Origin of the sequence: Comamonas koreensis, assembly GCF_021026195.1 — a bacterium.
GTDB classification, from domain to species: Bacteria; Pseudomonadota; Gammaproteobacteria; order Burkholderiales; family Burkholderiaceae_C; genus Comamonas; species Comamonas koreensis.
On sequence record NZ_JAJNCT010000005.1, the window covers coordinates 792522 to 809893 of the forward strand.

Annotated in this window: 26 protein-coding genes; 18 read left to right on the top strand and 8 right to left on the bottom strand. The window is 59.3% G+C overall.

Annotated elements, in window-relative coordinates:
* Nucleotides 1-46: 46 nt before the first annotated feature.
* The 5 genes from LPW39_RS05895 to LPW39_RS05915 form a co-directional block, all read right to left on the bottom strand.
* Nucleotides 47-487, bottom strand: a complete 441-nt coding sequence (locus tag LPW39_RS05895; RefSeq protein ID WP_230772140.1) for a hypothetical protein — start codon at nucleotides 485-487, stop codon at nucleotides 47-49.
* Nucleotides 484-1269, bottom strand: a complete 786-nt coding sequence (locus LPW39_RS05900; RefSeq protein WP_230772142.1) for a transglycosylase SLT domain-containing protein — start codon at nucleotides 1267-1269, stop codon at nucleotides 484-486. Before LPW39_RS05900 ends, LPW39_RS05895 begins: the two co-directional genes overlap by 4 nt.
* 2 nt (nucleotides 1270-1271) lie before the next feature.
* A complete protein-coding gene (locus LPW39_RS05905; RefSeq protein ID WP_230772149.1) occupies nucleotides 1272-1712 on the bottom strand; it encodes a putative holin in 441 nt (146 codons plus the stop codon).
* A gap of 103 nt (nucleotides 1713-1815) precedes the next feature.
* Complete coding sequence (locus LPW39_RS05910) at nucleotides 1816-2217, bottom strand: hypothetical protein (protein WP_230772152.1); 402 nt, start codon at nucleotides 2215-2217, stop codon at nucleotides 1816-1818.
* Nucleotides 2214-2687: a hypothetical protein gene (locus tag LPW39_RS05915; protein WP_230772154.1), complete on the bottom strand. Its 474-nt coding sequence runs from the start codon at nucleotides 2685-2687 to the stop codon at nucleotides 2214-2216. The genes LPW39_RS05910 and LPW39_RS05915 overlap by 4 nt, the downstream gene beginning before the upstream one ends.
* Nucleotides 2688-3365: 678 nt before the next feature.
* On the opposite strand from LPW39_RS05915, the gene LPW39_RS05920 reads away from it, so the two are divergent.
* The gene (locus tag LPW39_RS05920) at nucleotides 3366-3620 is read left to right on the top strand and encodes a DNA-binding protein (RefSeq protein ID WP_230772156.1); all 255 of its coding nucleotides are present in this window, start codon (nucleotides 3366-3368) and stop codon (nucleotides 3618-3620) included.
* Nucleotides 3621-3851: 231 nt separating this feature from the next.
* Here the strand turns inward: LPW39_RS05920 and LPW39_RS05925 are convergent, their stop codons facing one another.
* Nucleotides 3852-4364: a hypothetical protein gene (locus tag LPW39_RS05925; protein ID WP_230772159.1), complete on the bottom strand. Its 513-nt coding sequence runs from the start codon at nucleotides 4362-4364 to the stop codon at nucleotides 3852-3854.
* A gap of 13 nt (nucleotides 4365-4377) precedes the next feature.
* Here LPW39_RS05925 and LPW39_RS05930 point away from each other — a divergent pair, with 13 nt between their 5' ends.
* The 17 genes from LPW39_RS05930 (at nucleotide 4378) to LPW39_RS06010 (ending at nucleotide 14037) form a co-directional block, all read left to right on the top strand.
* Nucleotides 4378-4854, top strand: coding sequence for a hypothetical protein (locus tag LPW39_RS05930; RefSeq protein WP_230772171.1), 477 nt, complete (start codon nucleotides 4378-4380; stop codon nucleotides 4852-4854).
* Nucleotides 4851-5087: a hypothetical protein gene (locus LPW39_RS05935; protein ID WP_230772173.1), complete on the top strand. Its 237-nt coding sequence runs from the start codon at nucleotides 4851-4853 to the stop codon at nucleotides 5085-5087. Before LPW39_RS05930 ends, LPW39_RS05935 begins: the two co-directional genes overlap by 4 nt.
* A complete protein-coding gene (locus LPW39_RS05940; protein WP_230772174.1) occupies nucleotides 5084-5233 on the top strand; it encodes a hypothetical protein in 150 nt (49 codons plus the stop codon). Before LPW39_RS05935 ends, LPW39_RS05940 begins: the two co-directional genes overlap by 4 nt.
* Complete coding sequence (locus tag LPW39_RS05945) at nucleotides 5230-5535, top strand: IclR family transcriptional regulator (protein ID WP_230772183.1); 306 nt, start codon at nucleotides 5230-5232, stop codon at nucleotides 5533-5535. Before LPW39_RS05940 ends, LPW39_RS05945 begins: the two co-directional genes overlap by 4 nt.
* Nucleotides 5536-5561: 26 nt before the next feature.
* A complete protein-coding gene (locus LPW39_RS05950) occupies nucleotides 5562-6545 on the top strand; it encodes a DUF3102 domain-containing protein (protein ID WP_230772184.1) in 984 nt (327 codons plus the stop codon).
* A 24-nt stretch (nucleotides 6546-6569) separates the two neighbouring features.
* Nucleotides 6570-8351: a transposase family protein gene (locus LPW39_RS05955; RefSeq protein WP_230772186.1), complete on the top strand. Its 1782-nt coding sequence runs from the start codon at nucleotides 6570-6572 to the stop codon at nucleotides 8349-8351.
* Nucleotides 8352-8360: 9 nt separating this feature from the next.
* Entirely contained in the window at nucleotides 8361-9614 is a 1254-nt protein-coding gene (locus LPW39_RS05960) for an ExeA family protein (RefSeq protein WP_230772189.1), read from the top strand.
* On the top strand, nucleotides 9607-9795 hold the full coding sequence (locus LPW39_RS05965; protein ID WP_230772191.1) for a hypothetical protein: 189 nt from the start codon (nucleotides 9607-9609) through the stop codon (nucleotides 9793-9795). Before LPW39_RS05960 ends, LPW39_RS05965 begins: the two co-directional genes overlap by 8 nt.
* A complete protein-coding gene (locus tag LPW39_RS05970; RefSeq protein ID WP_230772193.1) occupies nucleotides 9792-9968 on the top strand; it encodes a hypothetical protein in 177 nt (58 codons plus the stop codon). The genes LPW39_RS05965 and LPW39_RS05970 overlap by 4 nt, the downstream gene beginning before the upstream one ends.
* The gene (locus LPW39_RS05975; RefSeq protein WP_230772194.1) at nucleotides 9938-10588 is read left to right on the top strand and encodes a hypothetical protein; all 651 of its coding nucleotides are present in this window, start codon (nucleotides 9938-9940) and stop codon (nucleotides 10586-10588) included. Before LPW39_RS05970 ends, LPW39_RS05975 begins: the two co-directional genes overlap by 31 nt.
* Nucleotides 10585-10866, top strand: coding sequence for a hypothetical protein (locus tag LPW39_RS05980; RefSeq protein WP_230772196.1), 282 nt, complete (start codon nucleotides 10585-10587; stop codon nucleotides 10864-10866). The genes LPW39_RS05975 and LPW39_RS05980 overlap by 4 nt, the downstream gene beginning before the upstream one ends.
* Nucleotides 10867-10877: 11 nt before the next feature.
* Nucleotides 10878-11507: a DUF3164 family protein gene (locus LPW39_RS05985; RefSeq protein WP_230772210.1), complete on the top strand. Its 630-nt coding sequence runs from the start codon at nucleotides 10878-10880 to the stop codon at nucleotides 11505-11507.
* On the top strand, nucleotides 11504-12211 hold the full coding sequence (locus LPW39_RS05990; RefSeq protein ID WP_230772212.1) for a DUF2786 domain-containing protein: 708 nt from the start codon (nucleotides 11504-11506) through the stop codon (nucleotides 12209-12211). Before LPW39_RS05985 ends, LPW39_RS05990 begins: the two co-directional genes overlap by 4 nt.
* A 110-nt stretch (nucleotides 12212-12321) precedes the next feature.
* Nucleotides 12322-12594, top strand: coding sequence for an HU family DNA-binding protein (locus tag LPW39_RS05995; RefSeq protein WP_230772214.1), 273 nt, complete (start codon nucleotides 12322-12324; stop codon nucleotides 12592-12594).
* 79 nt (nucleotides 12595-12673) lie between these two features.
* Nucleotides 12674-13294 (top strand): gp16 family protein, encoded by a 621-nt coding sequence (locus tag LPW39_RS06000; protein ID WP_230772216.1) that lies wholly within the window; start codon nucleotides 12674-12676, stop codon nucleotides 13292-13294.
* Nucleotides 13295-13334: 40 nt separating this feature from the next.
* On the top strand, nucleotides 13335-13679 hold the full coding sequence (locus LPW39_RS06005) for a Mor transcription activator family protein (RefSeq protein WP_230772218.1): 345 nt from the start codon (nucleotides 13335-13337) through the stop codon (nucleotides 13677-13679).
* A 49-nt stretch (nucleotides 13680-13728) separates the two neighbouring features.
* Nucleotides 13729-14037: a hypothetical protein gene (locus LPW39_RS06010; RefSeq protein WP_230772220.1), complete on the top strand. Its 309-nt coding sequence runs from the start codon at nucleotides 13729-13731 to the stop codon at nucleotides 14035-14037.
* A gap of 210 nt (nucleotides 14038-14247) precedes the next feature.
* On the opposite strand, the gene LPW39_RS06015 is transcribed toward LPW39_RS06010, so the two are convergent.
* A complete protein-coding gene (locus LPW39_RS06015) occupies nucleotides 14248-14928 on the bottom strand; it encodes a Fe2+-dependent dioxygenase (protein ID WP_230772223.1) in 681 nt (226 codons plus the stop codon).
* A 61-nt stretch (nucleotides 14929-14989) separates the two neighbouring features.
* Nucleotides 14990-17350, bottom strand: a complete 2361-nt coding sequence (locus LPW39_RS06020) for a catecholate siderophore receptor Fiu (RefSeq protein WP_230772245.1) — start codon at nucleotides 17348-17350, stop codon at nucleotides 14990-14992.
* Nucleotides 17351-17372 lie beyond the last annotated feature (22 nt).

Genomic DNA, 17372 nt, shown 5'->3' on the forward strand with positions numbered 1-17372 from the left:
GATCGCATAGAGCCCGTACAAGACCAGCAAAGCCTTTGCAGTGTCATCAACGTGTGCCCCCTGCAGGCTTGGCGGTGCCTGGCACAGCTGCAGCGCTGCTGCCGGGTAGGCCGTGCTGGGCGGCGGAGGCGGCGCGCTGCTGGGCAGCTTGGAGCTGCCGCACGAGGCCAGGACTGAACACGCAGCCAGCGCGGCTAGAAGCCGAGGCAGTGAGCGCATCGTTGAATTCCTTGATGACGGGTTGGTAGTTGGTCTCGAAGTCGCTGAGCGACTGGCGCAGCTTCAGACTGGATGCATTGGCGGTATCGGCCAGGCCCTTGGCGGCATTGATCGTCTTTGAGAGATCGGAGACCAGTGCGCTGTCGCGTTTGGCAGCTTCGGCCAATGCGCCTTGTTTCATGCCCCTTGCGAAGGCTCGGCCGTCGGCGATGAACCAGGTCGCCATGGCCAGAACGGCTGCGGCCAGTGCGAGGGTGAACCTGTTCATAACCCGGGCCCCCACGATTCGTAGCGGGGCTGCAGCTCCACCAGGATGCGGCGCGGGTAGCCCAGGTTTTCCTTGCAATGCAGTGCGGCGCGACGGGCTTTGCCGCATGCTGCATCGACCTGCTCACGGCTTGGCTCACGCGCCCCGGTAGCGCGTGCCTCAGCGTTCCAATGGCCCAGCCCGCCGTTGTAGCCGCGCAATGCCACCCACATGCGATCGCGGTCGCTGTAGCGGGCAGGCGTGCGGTCAAACAGGTACTTGTCGTAGCCCACCAGGGACCGCAAGGCCCAGGTGGGGTTATGCGGTTGGCAGTCTGCGGGTGAGAGCTTGTTGAGCTCACACCACCAGGTGGCAGTTGCGGGCATGAATTGCGCCAGGCCCCGGGCGCCAACGCGGCTCACGGCTTCGGGCTTCCAGGCAGATTCCTGGTGCACCTGGGCGGCGAAAGTGGCCACGGGAGCGTCTAGTCCCCATTCAGCGCGGGCCAGCCGCACCAGGTCAGAACGGTAGCGCACTGCGTTGCGCGGAATGTTGGGCTGCTGGGTCTCAATCAGCGGCGGTGCCTCAAATACTTCGGCAATGGGCGCGGCGGCCTTGACAACGACCTCCGGCAATGTGGGCTCAGCCGGTTCAGCCGGGGCATTGCTGGGCTGCAGCGCAGGGCTGGCTACGGCTGTCTGCTCGGCAGGCGCAGTAGGCTCATGGCGGCTGTAGAACTGGGCCGCCAGGCCGATGGCGGCAGCAATGCCCATGATCAAAATGCGGGTGCGCTTGCCGTTCATGTTCAAGCGCCCAGGCTGACGGCCAGGATGGCAGCGCCGATGATGATGGCGCGGCGGATCATGCAGCCGAGCATGAAGTACAGGGGCGCCGGGTCTGCCGGTCCACATGCCTGCGCGATGAAGGCCTGCAGGGGTACCTCGCCGCCGTCATCAGTTTTGAGGACACCGCGCTCGGCTTCGTCTTCAGTAACTTCAATGTCTGGCGGGGCGTCCAGCGAGCGCAATGCATCCAGCTGGGGGCGAGCGTATGGGAACACGCTGCGGTCGATCCAGTAGCCAGCAATGGCGGCCAACGAGATCAGGTTGAGCTTGAACAGCGCCACCGGCACCTGAGCGGGGCTGATTGCAAAGACCAGCGCGCTCAGCACCAGCGCAAAAAGCCACCAGCTGGTCAGCCGTGGCAGCTTGTTTTTAGGATAGTCAGCGGGAGATTGGGGTTGCATTAGCGTCCTCAGTGTTGGCTGCAAACATAGGTTTGAAAGCCATCACTTTGGACGCTAGAGGACGAATGGTCTTATGACCGGGGGCACAGTGTGTCCTCAAAAACTATCGAGACTGTTTATGTTTACTGCAATCTGGGCCCCACCAAACCTGCGTGAATACATTGTCTTCAGACCGCTTCTCCATCTCAACTTCGAGCACTTCTGAAGAGCTAGCGCCCTCAGGCTTGCCAAGCCATACGATGAATCGGATTTCGCCTGTGTAACCGCCATAGGAGTTCTTTGCATTGACGCGACCACAAACAATCTTCAGATCAGGGTACGTATCGCTTTTCTCAGTTGGCACGACCACAAATGCCTCTCCAAACCGAGCGGACTCTGGATCTTTGAGCCGCATACCAACAGCAGACTTAGCCTTGCTGATTTGGTCAGCGTGAGGGTTTCCACACCCAGATACAGCAATGGAAAGGGCGCAAAAAACAACAATTTTTGTCAAACCCACAGTCATGAAATTTCCTCATTTTTTGCTGCCTTGGCTTCTTCGTTGCGTGTCACAGTTTCAACGTAGCCAATGACTCGCTTTGCTTGGTGGTCAGTCAACGCCTTGACGTAAGTCGATTTAAATTCACGCTGCATGAAGGCAAGCGTCACCCGGGCGGAAAGTTCATCTTTGCGCAACAGCGCCAAAACAGCCTCCTGCTTCTCGGTCGGCTTAGAGCGGGGTTTTCTGTCGTTACAAGTGCCCTGATGAGACCATTTTGATGAAATCGCTTGGCCGGTTTGGGCTCGAACGAGCGCTGCGGCGAGCTGTTCCGCATCGCCATTGAATTGCACGCTGATGTGATTGTTGTTCACAACTTGTGTGTGCTTGTGATGCAAGTCACCGTTCACATGGCCAGCTTGAACATTTCCGCTGCCCGACTCCTGCATTTTCTGCTTTGGTACTAAGCCCGGAAGCAAGCGGGCTAACAACTTCAATAGCGCACTCAACTGCATTGCGGTTAAACCAATTCCGTAAAAACTATCGACTAGGGGGGCGAGATTTTCTTACAGCAGCCTTTCGCCCTGCTGACGTGTTAATGCTTCCCTCAACGTGCCCAACCTGAACTGAGCCGCTTCCGTTGTTTCTCATCACTTGTGAAATAGGTCCGCCGGGAAGCGATCCAATGCTCCCGAGGCCCGCCGACAGCAACGCAGCTGTCTGAATCAGATGCTGACGCGCTTCTGGCTTACAACGACGGTAACTTTCGATCAGCACTTGCTCCGCAGGGTCGGATGCCAGCATGTTTTTTTGTCGTTCACCAGTGACTAGGTAAAGCACGTCCAACCCTACTGCTGCCCACGCCTCTAGGGCCGAAACATTCGGGAATGTTTCCCCCTTTTCCCACTTGATCTGAGCATGCTTGCCCGAACCTGCCAGCTCGGCAAATGCGGACTGTGAAAGGCCGAGACGCTCACGCTCCTCCTTTAGGCGGATCCCAGAGGTCATAAAAAAATTACCAAATTCTGTTGCGAAGTAGTTTTTTATCAACCATAATCGCACTAACCCAGACCAAGAGCAGCCTAATCACACCGCTCAAGGGCCAAAAAAACAGTCGCCCTGCAAGGCGGCTGCAGCCAGTTCAACCAATAGTTACAAGCCCATTTTCGCACACCATGAAGAAGCTTAGAACACCTGCCGAAGCTCGCGCTTTGCTTGAGTACCAGGGCATATCCATCGCCCAATGGGCGCGCGAGAACCACATGAACCAAAGCCTTGTGCGCGAGGTGCTCAAGGGCCGCAAGAAATGTCTCCGAGGCATGAGTCACAACATCGCGGTGCTCCTCGGCATGAAAGATGGTGTCATTACCAGCCGACCAGCCCGTGTAGCCCCTGCGAACGAACATGCGTCACTGGGAGCTCAACCATGAGTATCTTCCCTCCAGGCCAAACTTTAGCTGCTCGGGTGGCCGAGCTATCGACCGCATGCCGTAAAGAATCCGCCTCCGCCCATGCAAAGGCACAAGGCCGGGAGGATGACCTCCAACTGCTGCTGCTCGTGGACGGTGGTTATCGACCACGCACAGCCGAAATGGATGCATTGCGCGCCGAGCTCGGATTGCCTGATCCAGTCGTGCCGTCTCTTACAGAGTTCGGCCGTCTCAATCGCATGTTGTATATGGCGCACGGCCGCGGTAAAGCATCTGCGACAGCAGTTGGAGGCTGAAATGGTCCAGCTCCCCCTCCGAGTAGTCACATGGCACCCGCGAATGAGCGGGTCTGCTAAGCAGGTCGTCTCGGGACTGCCACCATCGGATTCCGGCATGCACAAGCAGCCGGGCCTGGCCCTCGTCGGCTTGCGCGCTAAGCAGCCATCTTTTCAGCTCTCTGCCGAACATGGAGAGCGGGTGTTTCAGGTATTGGTCCAGCTCATCGGCCAACAGCTCATGCTCGGCCAAAGCCGCATCACGGTGCAGCGTGAGTTCCTGAAAGGCTCGCCAAAGCGTTTCGTCTCCGAACCGGGTTTTGAACTCCGTCATTGCGACGGCGATGGCCTCATGAATGGACCAACTGGTCTTTTCTTCAACTTGCGGCATGTGTCCTCCTGTTTGGTAGCCGCCATTGTTCACCAGGCTTGCATTTCCAAGCCGGTATTTGTTTGGACGCCGGGTCATGGAGGTGCTTCCAATGTCTAAACGGAATTGGAAAGGCTATCGCGCTACAAGCTTCATCGAGTCGCTGCGCGCTTGCAAAAACTACGCCCTCGATTGCCACAGGTTCAGCGTCCTCACTATCGCAGAGCGCTTTGGCCAGACCGAAGACAGCCTCTACAAGTGGCTGAGCAATGGCCGCATGCCTGGAATCTTGATTCCAGCCTATGAGGTTGCGTGCTGCTGCAACTTCGTCAGCGAGTTCCTTGCAGCGACCTCGGGCCGCATGGTGATCGCGATGCCGAAGGGGAGGAAGGCCAGCGAGCAAGACCTGCTGCAGGTCGGCAGCGACTGCAGCCATGCCATGACGCAACTCGCCGCTTTCTATGCGAACCCCGGCAGCAGCGATACCGAAGCACTGCTGGAGTCATTGCGGCTCCACATGGAAGCCGTCGCCTACCACCACAACAACGTGGCTCGCTACAGCGAGCCCGAATTGGAGTTTGAATCTTGAGCACCGCACCGAACACCACAAAACATGCAATCAAAAGTTTGTTGGCCAGCCTGGAAGTCGAGGCGATCACCCATGAAGCCGGTAACAGCCGGGCCAAGGGCGGCGTGGAAAACGCCAACAACATCGTTGAGACCCAGTTTGAAAGCCGTCTTCGCTTTGAGCCGGTGAACAGTGTTGCTGAGCTGAATGCCACCGCGCAGGCTTGGGCCGAGGCATACAACGCCAACCCATGACGCAACTCGCCGCTTTCTATGCGAACCCCGGCAGCAGCGATACCGAAGCACTGCTGGAGTCATTGCGGCTCCACATGGAAGCCGTCGCCTACCACCACAACAACGTGGCTCGCTACAGCGAGCCCGAACTGGAGTTTGAATCTTGAGCAGCGTACCGAACACCACAAAAGCCGCCGAGCCCGTATTGCAGGTACTCGATGCGCTCGCCCACTTTGCCGCGACGGGTGCCACCAACAAAGACCTGGCGGAGGCATGCAAAACCACCGCAGTGGTTGTAAGCCGCGCGACCGCCACGCTGATCTCTTACGGCTGGTGCCGCAAAAGTGAGGAAAGCGGCCGCTTTTACCCGACACCGAAATTTATGCGTCTCACTTTTGCCTGCATGGACGACTTCCAGCGCGCTGAAAAACGCTTGCAAGACCAGCGCCTGTCTATGACCGGCCATTGAAAAATTCAGATTGGAGCAACCAAAAAATGTCACGTCCTACCAGTAAAACTACCCCCCCAGTCGATGCAGTGATCTTGTCGGAAACTGCAGAAAAGCGCATTGCGGACACGCAGGATGCAATTGAGCTGGAGCAAATTCAATCACAGGCCCAGGTAAGAGCTATTGCCCTACAGGTTGGATACCTGCTGCCCGCTGACAGCACCGATCCCGACCTTATCCAACGTGACATTGCCGCCAACCTGCGCCGTAGCGCTGAGGCCTGCTTGGAAGTCGGTCGTGGCTTGATGGCCCTAAAGGCGGCTTGTCCGCACGGTGAATTTGGAAAACGCATTGATGTATTGGGCATTGAAGCCCCAGTTGCTAGCCGGTTCATGGCCGCCGCCCGCAAGTTCTCAAATTTGCCGACGTCGGCAAATTTGACCAAGGTTATCGGAACGCAAAGCAGACTCTTTGAGATGCTGGTTCTGGACGACGAACAGATTGAAGAACTTGCGCTGACTGGTGAATCCGGCGATCTCAAGCTGGATGACGTCGCAACCATGTCGGTCAAGGAGCTTCGGTCGGCATTGAGGCAGGCTAAGGAAGACAATAAATTCATAGCAAAGAAGCGTGATGACGAGCAACAGCGCGCCGATAGGGCAGAAAAGGCCCTTCGCGCTGGAGGGCCCAAGGCTCGCAGCCTCGAAGAGCTGGTAGTTGGCTTCCATAAAGAAGTGGATGAGCACCAAGATGCGGCCATGAAAGGCCTGCTTAATATCGACCTGCAGATAACAGCCTTGGAAACCTGGTACATGCAGTACGTCACTGCGCAGCCTGAGTTCGAACCTGGCGAACGATTCCCGATGCCTGTCGAGGTGTTGGACTTGGTGCAAAAGCTCAGCAGCAATGTTGGCCGCATCGCCTCCGCAGTTGGTGGGCTGCAGCGGCAGATTTGGAACAGCTTCGGCCACGAGCTGGAATCTGCCCCGGTCTACCAAATGGAAACCCCCGCTGAGGCGGTGGCCGCGTAACCCATGGCAACGGAGGCAGAAGCCATGGCATTAACCCCTGCAGTGTGCGACTACATGCGCGAACTTGCGCGAAAGCTCGACGCCGCCCCTCACACAGGGCGCGGGCAATTGATTGGCGATGCGGCCGGATTCCTCGGCATGAGCGACAAGACGGTGTACCGCCATTTGAAGAGCGTGGCGGGCTGGTCGAGCGGCCGCAAATGCCGCGCCGACAAAGGCAGCACGAGCGTTCCCGCTGACACGCTGATGACCTTGGCAACCATGCAACGTGAAGCCGTGCGCGACAACGGAAAACAGACCATGTTTGTGCCGGTAGCGCGCAGCGTGCTGGAGGCCAACGGACTGGGTGTGGATGTCTCTAACGCCCACCTGGCAAAGCTGCTGCGCGAGCGTGGCCTCAATGTCACTGCGCAGCGCCAAGCTGCGCCAGTGCAGAAGCTGCGCTACCCGCACCCGAACCACACCCACCAGGTCGACCCGAGCCTCTGCCTGGTGTACTACATGAACGGGCGCCAGCGGATCATGGAGGACCGCGAGTTCTACAAGAACAAGCTGGAAAACTTCGCCAAGGTTCAATTCAAGGTCTTCCGCTATGTGGCATGGGATGGCGCGAGCGGATCGGTGGTGCCTTGGTATACGGAAGCGGCAGGCGAGTCCCAGGCAAGTCTGTTCGATTTCCTGATGCACATTTGGGCCAAGCAGGAGGGCAGGCTGTTCCACGGGGTGCCCAAGGTCCTTATCTGGGACAAGGGCAGTGCAAACACCAGCCATGCAATCAAAAGCTTGCTGGCCAGCCTGGAAGTCGAGGCGATTACCCACGAAGCCGGTAACAGCCGAGCCAAGGGCGGCGTGGAAAACGCCAACAACATTGTTGAGACCCAGTTTGAAAGCCGTCTCCGTTTTGAGCCGGTGAACAGTGTTGCTGAGCTGAATGCTGCGGCGCAGGCTTGGGCCGAGGCATACAACGCCAACCTGATCCCCGGCCAGGATACGCGCCTGCGCCGCGAAGGTATGGCTGCGCCTGTGGCCCGCTACGACCTATGGCAGCGCATCACCAGCGAGCAGCTGCGCTTGCTGCCGGAGGTGGAGGTTTGCCGCGCGCTGATGACAGGCAAGGAAGAGACGCGCCAGGTCAAGGCGGGCTTGACCATCAGCTACAAGCACCCCAAGGCCGAGCGCACCCAGGTGTACAAGCTCACCGGCTTCCCTGGCGTCAACGTGGGCGGAATGGTCACAGTGCGCCCGCTGGTGTATGGCGAACAGGCCGTGCAGGTAACGGTCGAGCGCTTTGATGGCGAGCCACTGGTGTACCGAGCCATACCTGAGCTTGACTATGACGAATACGGCAATCCGCTGTCAGCAGCGGTGCCTGGCGAAGGCTACAAGAGCCACGCAGATACGCCCGCAGAGGTCGCCAGCAAGCAAATGGATGCCCTGGCTTATCCCGACCAGGACGCGGCCAAGGCACGTCAGAAAAAGGCTGTTCCTTTTGGCGGCCATATCAAGGCGCACAGCTACCTGCAGGACGTCGAGATGCCCAGCTTCTTGCAGCGTCCAGGCACGGAGATCGAGACGCCTGCGCATGCAGCCCCGGCTGCACCTGAACTGCTGGATTCAGTGACCGTGATGCTGCGTATCCGCAGCGAGCTGGGCCGCAATCTGAGCGCGGAGGAGCATGCATTCATGTCGGTGCGTTTCGCTGAAGGCGTGCCAGAGGACCAGGTCGCCGCCCTGATCGATCAATTCAAGCAACCAATCGAAGACGCCGAGCCAATCCGAGCTGCAGGCGGTCTGCGGGCAGTTTAGGAGGGCCGAATGCTGCGACTGAAGATGACTTTAGGCAACCACAACAAATCGCAAAGCGATCTGGCCAGGTACTTAAAGCTAAGCCCTGGCACGGTGTGCCAGATCACCAATCACAACATTTGGCCCCGTGGCCAAACAAAGCGCTCCGACCCGGCGCTGCTGCGGTTCGAGATTGAAAAGTATTTGGTAAGCCTTGGCGCCAGTGAGCAAGAAATTGCTTGCGCGTTCGAGGAGGTTTTAAACGAGGGGGAGAACAAGCGGCGCGGCAACGCTGCAGGTTCCCCCGATTTCCCCGGCCAGCAGGCCGATTCTGACCAAGAGGAGCAACTGATGCTACTGAGACACCAACGCCTTTCTCAAGAGGCCCGCCAGCACTTCAAGATTGTACGTGACCCCTTCGTAAATGAGATGTCGGGCACTGATGACGTTTTCAACACGGGCGATATCCGGCACGTGCGCTCCGCTGTGCGCCAAACTGCCTTGCATGGCGGCATGCTGGCCGTAGTGGGCGAGTCTGGCAGCGGCAAAAGCACCATCCGCAAGGACTTGCTGGCATGGGTAGGCAGCAGCGGCGAGCCGATTACGGTGATAGAGCCATATGTGGTGGGCATGAGCGCAAGCAGCAAGGCAGGCCGCCCGCTGCTGGCCGCCGATATCGTCGGCGCTGTCATTCGCAACCTGGCCCCCAGCACCGCCATGCGTGCCACCCAAGAGCGCCGCACCGACCAGATGCACCAGCTTCTGCGCGAGAGCGCAAAGATGGGCAACAAGCACGTCCTCATCATTGAGGAAGCGCACGACCTGGCCACGCCAACCCTGCGCAGCATGAAGCGCTTCTATGAGATTGAGGACGGCTTCAAGAAGCTGCTCTCCATCATCTTGATCGGACAGACCGAGCTGGCCCGTAAGCTGAGCGAGAAGAATCCCGAAGTGCGTGAAGTCGTGCAGCGCTGCGAAATGGTCACCCTGCCGCCGTTGGACAACAACGTGGAAGCCTATCTTGAGCACAAATTCAAGCGCGTCGGCTCGCAGCTGGGCGCGGTCGTGACACCAGATGCCATCGACGCGATCCGGTCGGTTTTGCGCCGCGATGTGACCGAGACCTTTGGCGGCAAGCGTGTGACCAATGAGCAATCGTTGTGCTACCCGCTGGCAGTCAACAATCTGCTCACCCGCGCCATGAACAGCGCATTGACCATTGGCGCGCCCAAGGTCAATGCCGCGCTGATCAACGCGGCAATCCGGGGAGACAGCGATGCATAAGCAAGCACCCAGCAAAGCGCTGCGGCTTGCCTGGATCAAGCGCCGCGCACGAGGCTTTTGCCTCATGTTCGGATGCGATCTGCGCACAGCTGTGGCCGAGGCCACCTATGACTGGTTCCGCTTCAACGGAAAGCAGCTGCAGCGTGAAACCCTCATCCTGCAGCGGGGAGGCAAGCTGTGAAGAAGTACTACTTTGCCCCAGGCGTTATCGAATCGTTCCGCAAGGAGCGAGCCCCGGTGGACACGTTTGCGCGCTTCCTGTTGTCTCTGGCTTGCATGTTCGCCTTTGGCTGGTGCCTGGGCGCTGCAGCTGGCTGGGTGGAATGGGTCTTCTTCTGGGGAGTCGCCAATTGAGCCATCCGATTGAATCGGCGGTGTGCCCATGGTGCCATTACGAGGTGCCATTGATCGCCCTGTTCAACGACGCCGAGGCGCGCGCAGCGTTCCGTGCATTGGCAGAGCTGAGCATGCCCCTGGGGGCTCGCATTACTCGCTATGTGTCCCTGTTCGGTACTGCGCGCCAGCGCGTCACAACACGCGGTGAGCTTCTGCTGATCGCCCAGCTGCTGCCTGATCTGCAGCGGCGTGTGATCACCCACAAGGGCCGGGACTGGAATGCGCCCTTGAAGGTTTGGGACGAGGCATTTGAGGAGGTGTTTTCAGCGCGCGATAGCGGCGCCCTGGAGCTGCCTTTGACAAGCCACGGCTACCTGTATGCCGTGATCCAGCGCTTGGCTGACCGGCACGAGGCGCAGGCCGAGGCCAAGGCTGAACACTCCAAGCGCGTATCGCCTGTGCGTGGCGCAGTGCAGGTGCGCGGTGGCGCGATGGCTATTGGCGACGCACTGAGTACAGCTTTGGGCAGCAAGGACGCAACTCTGGCGGCGTTGGATGAACGGGACAAGCAGGCCGCGCCCATGCCTGAAAGCGTGCGGGAGAAGTTTGCATCAATCAAGAAAGGAGCCGTGGCATGAACCAGACACCCGAGCAAACCGAGGCAATGCAACTGGTAAAAGAAATTGAAGCGGTAGCCCAACAGATCATCGAATCCGCCGAAGGCGTACTTCATGAGGTCTATATGGCCGCATTGCTCGAAGCCATGCGTGCCGCAGCGGCCACTTTTCCCTGCTGCGCCCCTTCACTAGGCGAGTTGATGGTTAAGAACGGCCTGCAAATTCTGGAACAAGCCCGCCAGCCCGCTGCACACCAGGGCGTTGACCTGGTAGTGCAGGAAGCGGCAACGATTCATTAAAGGAGCGACAAATGTCTGCAGTAAATATTCCAGAAACTATTCCAGCTGGCTACATGCGCAATGCATCCGGCCACCTGGTGCCCACCGACAAGGTGCGCGAGCAGGACAAGCTGCGCGATGAAACTGTGCAGAAGCTGGTGGCCGACGCCATTGAGATTCATGCACGCCTCAAGGCCTTCAAGTCCAACGCACTCTCTGATATTGCTGACCTGGTCAGTATCTCCGGCGAAAAATACCAGGTGGTGCTGGGCGGCAAGAAAGGCAACGTCAACCTGACCAGCTATGACGGCAAATACAAGGTGGTGCGCAGCATGGCCGACCGCATCGTTTTCACCGAAGAGATTGAAGCGGCCAAGGCCCTGATCAACAGCTGCATCGACCGCTGGAGCGAAGGTGCAAATGACAACATCCGCGTCCTGGTGGACCGCGCATTCAGCAAGGACAAGACCGGGCAGCTGAAAACCGCCAGCGTGCTGGAGCTGATGCGCCTTGAGATCGCTGACGAAGAATGGAAGCGAGCCATGCTGGCCATCAAGGACAGTATCCAGACCACCGGCTCGGCGATCTATGTGCGCGTCTATGAGCGTGTTGGCGACTCCGACCAATACAAGGCAATCCCTCTTGACCTGGCGGCCGTATGACCAGAGACGAAGCGCTCCAGAAAATCAAGAAGTGCCTGGCGCTGGCTTCCAGCCCCAATGCTCACGAAGCTGCAGCAGCACTGCGCCAGGCGCAAAAAATGATGCAGCAATTTGGCCTCAATGAGGTCGATATCGGTCTGGCTGACGTTGCTGAACGCGACCAGGAAGCTCGGAACGTACCTCTGGTTCGATGGGAGTCCCTCTTGGCGAACATGGTAGCCAGTGCATTTGGTTGCACGGTGATTACACGGATTGGCACAAAGTACCTGCCAGGCCTAAAGCTACGTCGCATCCGCAAGTGGGTGTTCATTGGTGTAGGTGCAGCGCCGGAGATTGCGGGCTATGCATTCGATGTGTTGTCTCGCCAATGCGCGAAGGATCGGCGCGCCTACATCAAACAGCAATCCAAAAACTGCAAGCCAAAGACTAAGGTGGCGCGCGGCGATGGATATGCCGAGGGCTGGCTGGACGGTGTCTACGCCGAGCTGGAGAGCTTCGCTGCGACTCCTGAGCAGCAGGCCATCGTTGCGCGCTACATGGAACAGAAATACCCGAATCTGAAAGAGCTGGAATCCAAAGACAGGATCACCGGAAAGAACGTCACCAGCAATGATTGGTATATGGGCAAGAAGGCCGGGAGCGCTGTTCGCCTGAAACACGGCGTTGGCGGCCAGCAGCAAGCATTGCTGATGAGCCAGCGTTAAGAGCTACCAGCTCCGGCGCCGGTGGCGCTGGTGCGCATTTTCCGCAGAGAATCCGGGCCGCCCGGCGCCCTACAAAGCCGGGCACAACCTTCAACTAAGTGAGAGCAACCATGAACAAGACTGAATTCATTGAAGCCGTGGCCAACAAAGCTGGCATCAGCAAGTCCGCAGCGCAGACCGCCGTCGATGCGGCCCTGGAGACTATCCGCGACGAGCTCAAGAAGGGCAACAGCGTTGGCCTGACCGGCTTCGGCACGTTTGGCGTCACCAAACGGGCAGCCCGCAACGGCCGTAACCCGAAAACCGGCCAAGAGATCCACATCGAAGCGCGCACCGCGCCCACGTTCTCTGCCGGGAAGACGCTGAAAGACGCGCTCAACTGATTCCCGGGCAATGAACAAAGCCCCCGAGCCGGTTTGCAGCCACTCGGGGGTTTTTTTCATCGTCAAGGAGAAACGACCCATGGCAACAGCCACTACCACCCCGAAACAAAAGGCATACCGCACCACGCTAATCACGCTGGTGCATGTGGCCAAGCGCGATATGGCGCTGGATGAAGACACCTATCGCGCGATTCTTATGGCTCAGGGCGGCGGAGATTCCCTCAGCGCCATGCCAATCGACAACATCAACAAGGTGCTGACGTACATGAAGGCCCAGGGCTTCAAGCTGCGCAAGTCCAAAACCGACCGCAAGCAGGCCGACAGCACAGACGCCAAGAAGATGCGCGCGCTATGGCTGTTCCTGCACGAGCTGGGCGCCGTGGACGACCCATCCGAGGCCGCACTGCTGGCCTACGTGCGCCGCATTGGAAAAGTGGACTCGTTGGAGTGGCTGAAAGGCCGCAAAGTGGATGCTGTGATCGAATCACAAAAAAAATGGGCAATGCGTTTTCTACCTGCGGCCGTTGAGGCGTTAAAAGCTGAAACCCTGCAACGGCGGGCAAAAGGTCTTCTAAGCCCCGTCCAGCTTGGCTCAGCAGAGCATGCATTTAAGCGTCTGGCAGCAGGCGAAGGGTTTGATATTCAATGGGAGGCGTGGCAGAATTTGCGCCACGCCGTAGGGCGCTCATACCCCGCATAAAGCACTATCAATGACCGCATCAGCCGAACGAGACACCAGCATGTCAGAACGTCGCAATAAGCTATTAGCTGATGTGATGGAAGTCGCTGCTGCGCGCTTGGCTGAACATGTTTCACCCAATGCTGCCGAAATGATCGCGGGCGACCTGGCTGACCACCTGGCTGACTACTGGGGCGGCCAGCTCATCAACTTCCCAAAGGACTTTCACTGGAAGCTGGGCAAGCGCGAGCTGGAAATTTACGACGCCTACAACGGCTTCAACCTGGGTGACCTGGCCCGGAAATACGATATCAGCGAGCGCGGCCTGCGCAAGCTGATAGCTCGTGTCCGTGAGCGCATAGCGAAGGCTACTAGGTCAGCCAATCAAGACATGTTTCACGAATGAAGGCCGGTACACCCGGCCTTCTTCATTTATTCACCAGACCCGACTGAAAATGCCGCCAAGCTCTATCTTCAATTCGCTCATTCCGTTGGCTCTGGACCGCGTAAACCGAATAATCAGAGAGCACCGCTACGTCAATCTCTCCAAGATCCAGGAGCAACTGGCAAAGGATGGCTTGGATGTCAAAAGGTCTACCTTGCACCGCTATGTTGTCGCGCTGAAAAAACGCGATGCACTTCTCGCCCGCCCCGAGGAGGACACAATAGTGACCATAGTGGAGCGCAGCAGTGGAGAAGTGCGGGTAGTGAAGACCGCCATCACGGCGGAGGCCGTGGCCGCGTTGATCGCCTCCAAGGCATGATTTAGCTGTTTCAAGGGGCGAAAAAGATTTTCACCCCTGGTGAGTTCAGTGTCCCGCAACGTCGCAGCGTATCCCCTGATATCTCACCCTCTCCCTCTCTTTTATCTCATTCCTTCTCAGCCGGGCAAAAGCAGGGATTTTAAAGAAAATAAATGCTAATGAATCTCATTTTCAAATACTTTACCCAGTGGAGACATGGGTATGCGGTACTCAGGTCTCCGCCCACATGCGCAGCAGGTTGTGGTAATGGCCGGTGAGGGCGACGGTGTCTTCCGTCTCGCCCAGCTGGTTGCGCAGCCGCTGGATGCTCTGGTCCAGCTCAAACAGCATCGCGCGCCGGGCATCGTCCCGCACCAGACTCTGGGTCCAGAAGAAGGAGCTGACCCGCTCGCCCCGGGTCACCGGCTCGACCCGGTGCAGGCTGGACGAGGGGTAGAGGATCAGGTCGCCCGCAGGCAGCTTGACCTCGTGCATGCCATAGGTATCGACCACGACCAGCTCGCCGCCGTCATAGTCCTCGGGGTCGGACAGAAACAAGGTGGACGACACATCGGTGCGCAGCCACTGGGCCACGCCGGCCTCGCGCCGCGCGGCGCCGTCCACATGCAGGCCATAGGTTTCGGATTCGGCATAGCGGTTGAACAGCGGCGCCATCGTGCGGGCCGGCAGCGCGGCCTGAAAGAACAGCGTATTGGCCGCCAGCGCACGCTGGATGATGCGGCCCTGCTCCAGCGCCACGGGTGAGGTCTCAGGCAGTTGGCGGTTGCGCTTGACCTGCGCGCCCTGGCTGCCAACGGTGGCACGGCCGTCTATCCAGTCGGCCGCATCGATGGCCGCGCGCATGGCGGCGACCTCGTCGTGCGTGAGTACATTGGGAATGTGCAGCATCATCGCTTGATCTCCTCCATGAAAAAAAGCCCCGGCAGACGCGGGGCTGGCTTCCAATCAAGGATTAGAAACTAAAGTTCGCCGTCACGCGCGCCGAGCGTGGAATGCCGGGGAAGTAGCGGTAGCCGCTCTTGTTGATGGCCGCCACATAGCGCTTGTTGAACAGGTTGTAGACGTTCAGCTGGATATCCACGTTCTTGTTGATGCGGTAGCTGGCCAGTGCGTCAAACACCCAGTAGGACTCGGTGAAGTTGGGCGTGCCCACGGCGCCATCGGTGCCACGCTTGAGGCCGCTGGCGTAGCGTGCGCCGCCACCCAACGCCAGGCCCGAGGAGAACTGGTAGCTGCTCCACAGCGACAGCGCATTCTTGGGCGTGTAGGTCAGGCCGCTGGAGCCGTCCTGCGCCACGTTGGCGCCCGTGTCCACCTTGGTGTTCTGGATGGTGTAGCCCGCAGTCACGCCCCAGGCGGGGGTGATCTGGCCGGTGGCGCCCAGCTCCAGGCCCTGCACCGTCTTCTTGCCGGTCTGGCTGATGGTGCCGTCCGAGTCGGTCACGATTTCGTTGGTGATCTCGGTACGGAACAGCGCACCGGTCAGCAGCACCCGCTTGTCCATCAGCTCCCACTTGGTGCCCACTTCGGCCGTCTTGGCCTTTTGCGGTGCCATGTTGGGGTTGCCAGCGTTATTGGCTGCAGCCGACAGCGTAAAGTTGCTGCCGCCCGGTGGTTGCTGCGACAGTGCGTAGTTCACATACACGCTGCCGTTGGGTGCCGGCTTGTACAGCAGGCCGGCCTTCCAGCTCACCAGGTTGCCCGAGGCCTGCAGGCCATCCGACGTGGTGGGCACCACGGTGCCGGCCGGATTGGCACCGCAAGGCTGGGTGGTGGATGTCGCCGTGCAGACGGCCATCGCGTTGTACTTGGTCTTGTAGTGGTCCCAGCGCAGGCCCATGTTGGCCTGCCACTGGTCATTGAACTGCAGGGTGTCAAAGGCATACAGCGCGACCGTATCGGTCGTGCCCTTGCTGTCCGCACCGTTGCGCGCATAGCTGGGCAGCGACACGCTGGAGTCCGGGTGGTAGATGCTGACCGTGGGCACCACGCCCGTCGTCGCCAGGCCGTAGTTGGTCTGCTCTTCGCGCGTCAGTTCCAGGCCGGTGCTCAGGCTGTGCTTGATGGAGCCGGTCGCAAAGGCGGTGGTCAGATTGGTCTGGTTGGTCAGGATGCGGTTGACCTGGTCCTTGGTATTGATGTTGCGCGACATCGTCCAGGTAGAGGGGTCGGCCGGATTGGGCGTCAGCAAGGAGCCCGGCGTCCAGGCTCCGGTAGTGGCGTTCTGCGAATAGCCGGTGGCCATGAAGGCCGACAGCAGGTAGTCCTGCTTGGTCTGGCCCCAGCGCGTGGTGTTGCGCACCGTGGTGCCGGGCGCAATGTCGTGCTCCAGGCGCAAGGTGGCCATGTCGGCGGTCACGTCGTCGTGGTCCGAGGCCGTGCCGTAGAAATTGCTCGAATCCACGCGCGATGCGCTGTTCAGAAAACTGCGGTAGCCGGGGTAGTTGCTGCGGTCGGGCGCACTGTAGCCGGGCAGGCCCAGGGTCAGCACACCGCCATCGGGCACATTGCTTTGCTTGACGTGCAGCAGGTTCAGGAACACGCGCGTGTCGGTGTTCAGGCCAAAGGCGAACGACGGCGCCAGGCCCCAGCGGTCGTTCTTGACCTGGTCACGCCCGGCCACACCGGCATCCTGCACCATGGCATTGAGGCGGAATGCCGTGCCGTTGTCGTGGCTCAGGCTGCGGTTCAGATCGATGGTGGTGCGCTTGTAGCTGCCACTGCCAAAGCCCAGCGAGCCGCCGAAGCTGTCGGTCATGTTGGGCTGCTTGGTGACCATGTTGATCGCACCGGTGGGCGCGCTGCGGCCGTAATCGGTGCCGGCGGGGCCCTTGGTCACTTCCACCTGGTCGGTGTTGAACACGTCGCGCGACAGCGCGCCTACATCGCGCACACCGTCCACATAGATGCTGCTGGACGTGTCAAAACCGCGCATGTAGATGGCATCGCCCGTGCTGGTGTTGCCGTTCTCGCCCGCGTAGAAAGTGCCCACACCGGGCACATTGCGCAGTGCTTCGGTCAAGGTGGTGGCGCCCTGCTCCTTCATCACCTGCTCCTTGACCACGGAGATGGTCTGCGTGGTGTTGACCAGGGGCTGGGTGAACTTGGGCGAGGACAGCTGGCTGGGCTCGTAGCCGGTTTCGCGCGGTGCCTCCACCGTCACTTCTTTCAGCGTGACCGTCGGTGCGGGTGCGTTCTGCGCCAAAGCCGGCATGCCCAGTACCGCGATGGCAGTCGCTGCCGCCAGACCGGCCTTGGGGGCAGGAGCGGCAGCACCATGTTTGCGACTTTTGATATAGGTTTGTTGTGTCATAAACGAGGAAAGCAGAGTAAAG

What these genes read in the sequence shown, in the direction of transcription:
- LPW39_RS05895 (WP_230772140.1), bottom strand. Translation starts at nt 487, where the DNA reads ATGAACAGGTTCACCCTCGCACTGGCCGCAGCCGTTCTGGCCATGGCG.
- LPW39_RS05900 (WP_230772142.1), bottom strand. Translation starts at nt 1,269, where the DNA reads ATGAACGGCAAGCGCACCCGCATTTTGATCATGGGCATTGCTGCCGCC.
- LPW39_RS05905 (WP_230772149.1), bottom strand. Translation starts at nt 1,712, where the DNA reads ATGCAACCCCAATCTCCCGCTGACTATCCTAAAAACAAGCTGCCACGG.
- LPW39_RS05910 (WP_230772152.1), bottom strand. Translation starts at nt 2,217, where the DNA reads ATGACTGTGGGTTTGACAAAAATTGTTGTTTTTTGCGCCCTTTCCATT.
- LPW39_RS05920 (WP_230772156.1), top strand. Translation starts at nt 3,366, where the DNA reads ATGAAGAAGCTTAGAACACCTGCCGAAGCTCGCGCTTTGCTTGAGTAC.
- LPW39_RS05925 (WP_230772159.1), bottom strand. Translation starts at nt 4,364, where the DNA reads ATGACCCGGCGTCCAAACAAATACCGGCTTGGAAATGCAAGCCTGGTG.
- LPW39_RS05930 (WP_230772171.1), top strand. Translation starts at nt 4,378, where the DNA reads ATGTCTAAACGGAATTGGAAAGGCTATCGCGCTACAAGCTTCATCGAG.
- LPW39_RS05940 (WP_230772174.1), top strand. Translation starts at nt 5,084, where the DNA reads ATGACGCAACTCGCCGCTTTCTATGCGAACCCCGGCAGCAGCGATACC.
- LPW39_RS05950 (WP_230772184.1), top strand. Translation starts at nt 5,562, where the DNA reads ATGTCACGTCCTACCAGTAAAACTACCCCCCCAGTCGATGCAGTGATC.
- LPW39_RS05955 (WP_230772186.1), top strand. Translation starts at nt 6,570, where the DNA reads ATGGCATTAACCCCTGCAGTGTGCGACTACATGCGCGAACTTGCGCGA.
- LPW39_RS05960 (WP_230772189.1), top strand. Translation starts at nt 8,361, where the DNA reads ATGCTGCGACTGAAGATGACTTTAGGCAACCACAACAAATCGCAAAGC.
- LPW39_RS05965 (WP_230772191.1), top strand. Translation starts at nt 9,607, where the DNA reads ATGCATAAGCAAGCACCCAGCAAAGCGCTGCGGCTTGCCTGGATCAAG.
- LPW39_RS05975 (WP_230772194.1), top strand. Translation starts at nt 9,938, where the DNA reads ATGGGTCTTCTTCTGGGGAGTCGCCAATTGAGCCATCCGATTGAATCG.
- LPW39_RS05980 (WP_230772196.1), top strand. Translation starts at nt 10,585, where the DNA reads ATGAACCAGACACCCGAGCAAACCGAGGCAATGCAACTGGTAAAAGAA.
- LPW39_RS05985 (WP_230772210.1), top strand. Translation starts at nt 10,878, where the DNA reads ATGTCTGCAGTAAATATTCCAGAAACTATTCCAGCTGGCTACATGCGC.
- LPW39_RS05990 (WP_230772212.1), top strand. Translation starts at nt 11,504, where the DNA reads ATGACCAGAGACGAAGCGCTCCAGAAAATCAAGAAGTGCCTGGCGCTG.
- LPW39_RS05995 (WP_230772214.1), top strand. Translation starts at nt 12,322, where the DNA reads ATGAACAAGACTGAATTCATTGAAGCCGTGGCCAACAAAGCTGGCATC.
- LPW39_RS06000 (WP_230772216.1), top strand. Translation starts at nt 12,674, where the DNA reads ATGGCAACAGCCACTACCACCCCGAAACAAAAGGCATACCGCACCACG.
- LPW39_RS06005 (WP_230772218.1), top strand. Translation starts at nt 13,335, where the DNA reads ATGTCAGAACGTCGCAATAAGCTATTAGCTGATGTGATGGAAGTCGCT.
- LPW39_RS06010 (WP_230772220.1), top strand. Translation starts at nt 13,729, where the DNA reads ATGCCGCCAAGCTCTATCTTCAATTCGCTCATTCCGTTGGCTCTGGAC.
- LPW39_RS06015 (WP_230772223.1), bottom strand. Translation starts at nt 14,928, where the DNA reads ATGATGCTGCACATTCCCAATGTACTCACGCACGACGAGGTCGCCGCC.
- LPW39_RS06020 (WP_230772245.1), bottom strand. Translation starts at nt 17,350, where the DNA reads ATGACACAACAAACCTATATCAAAAGTCGCAAACATGGTGCTGCCGCT.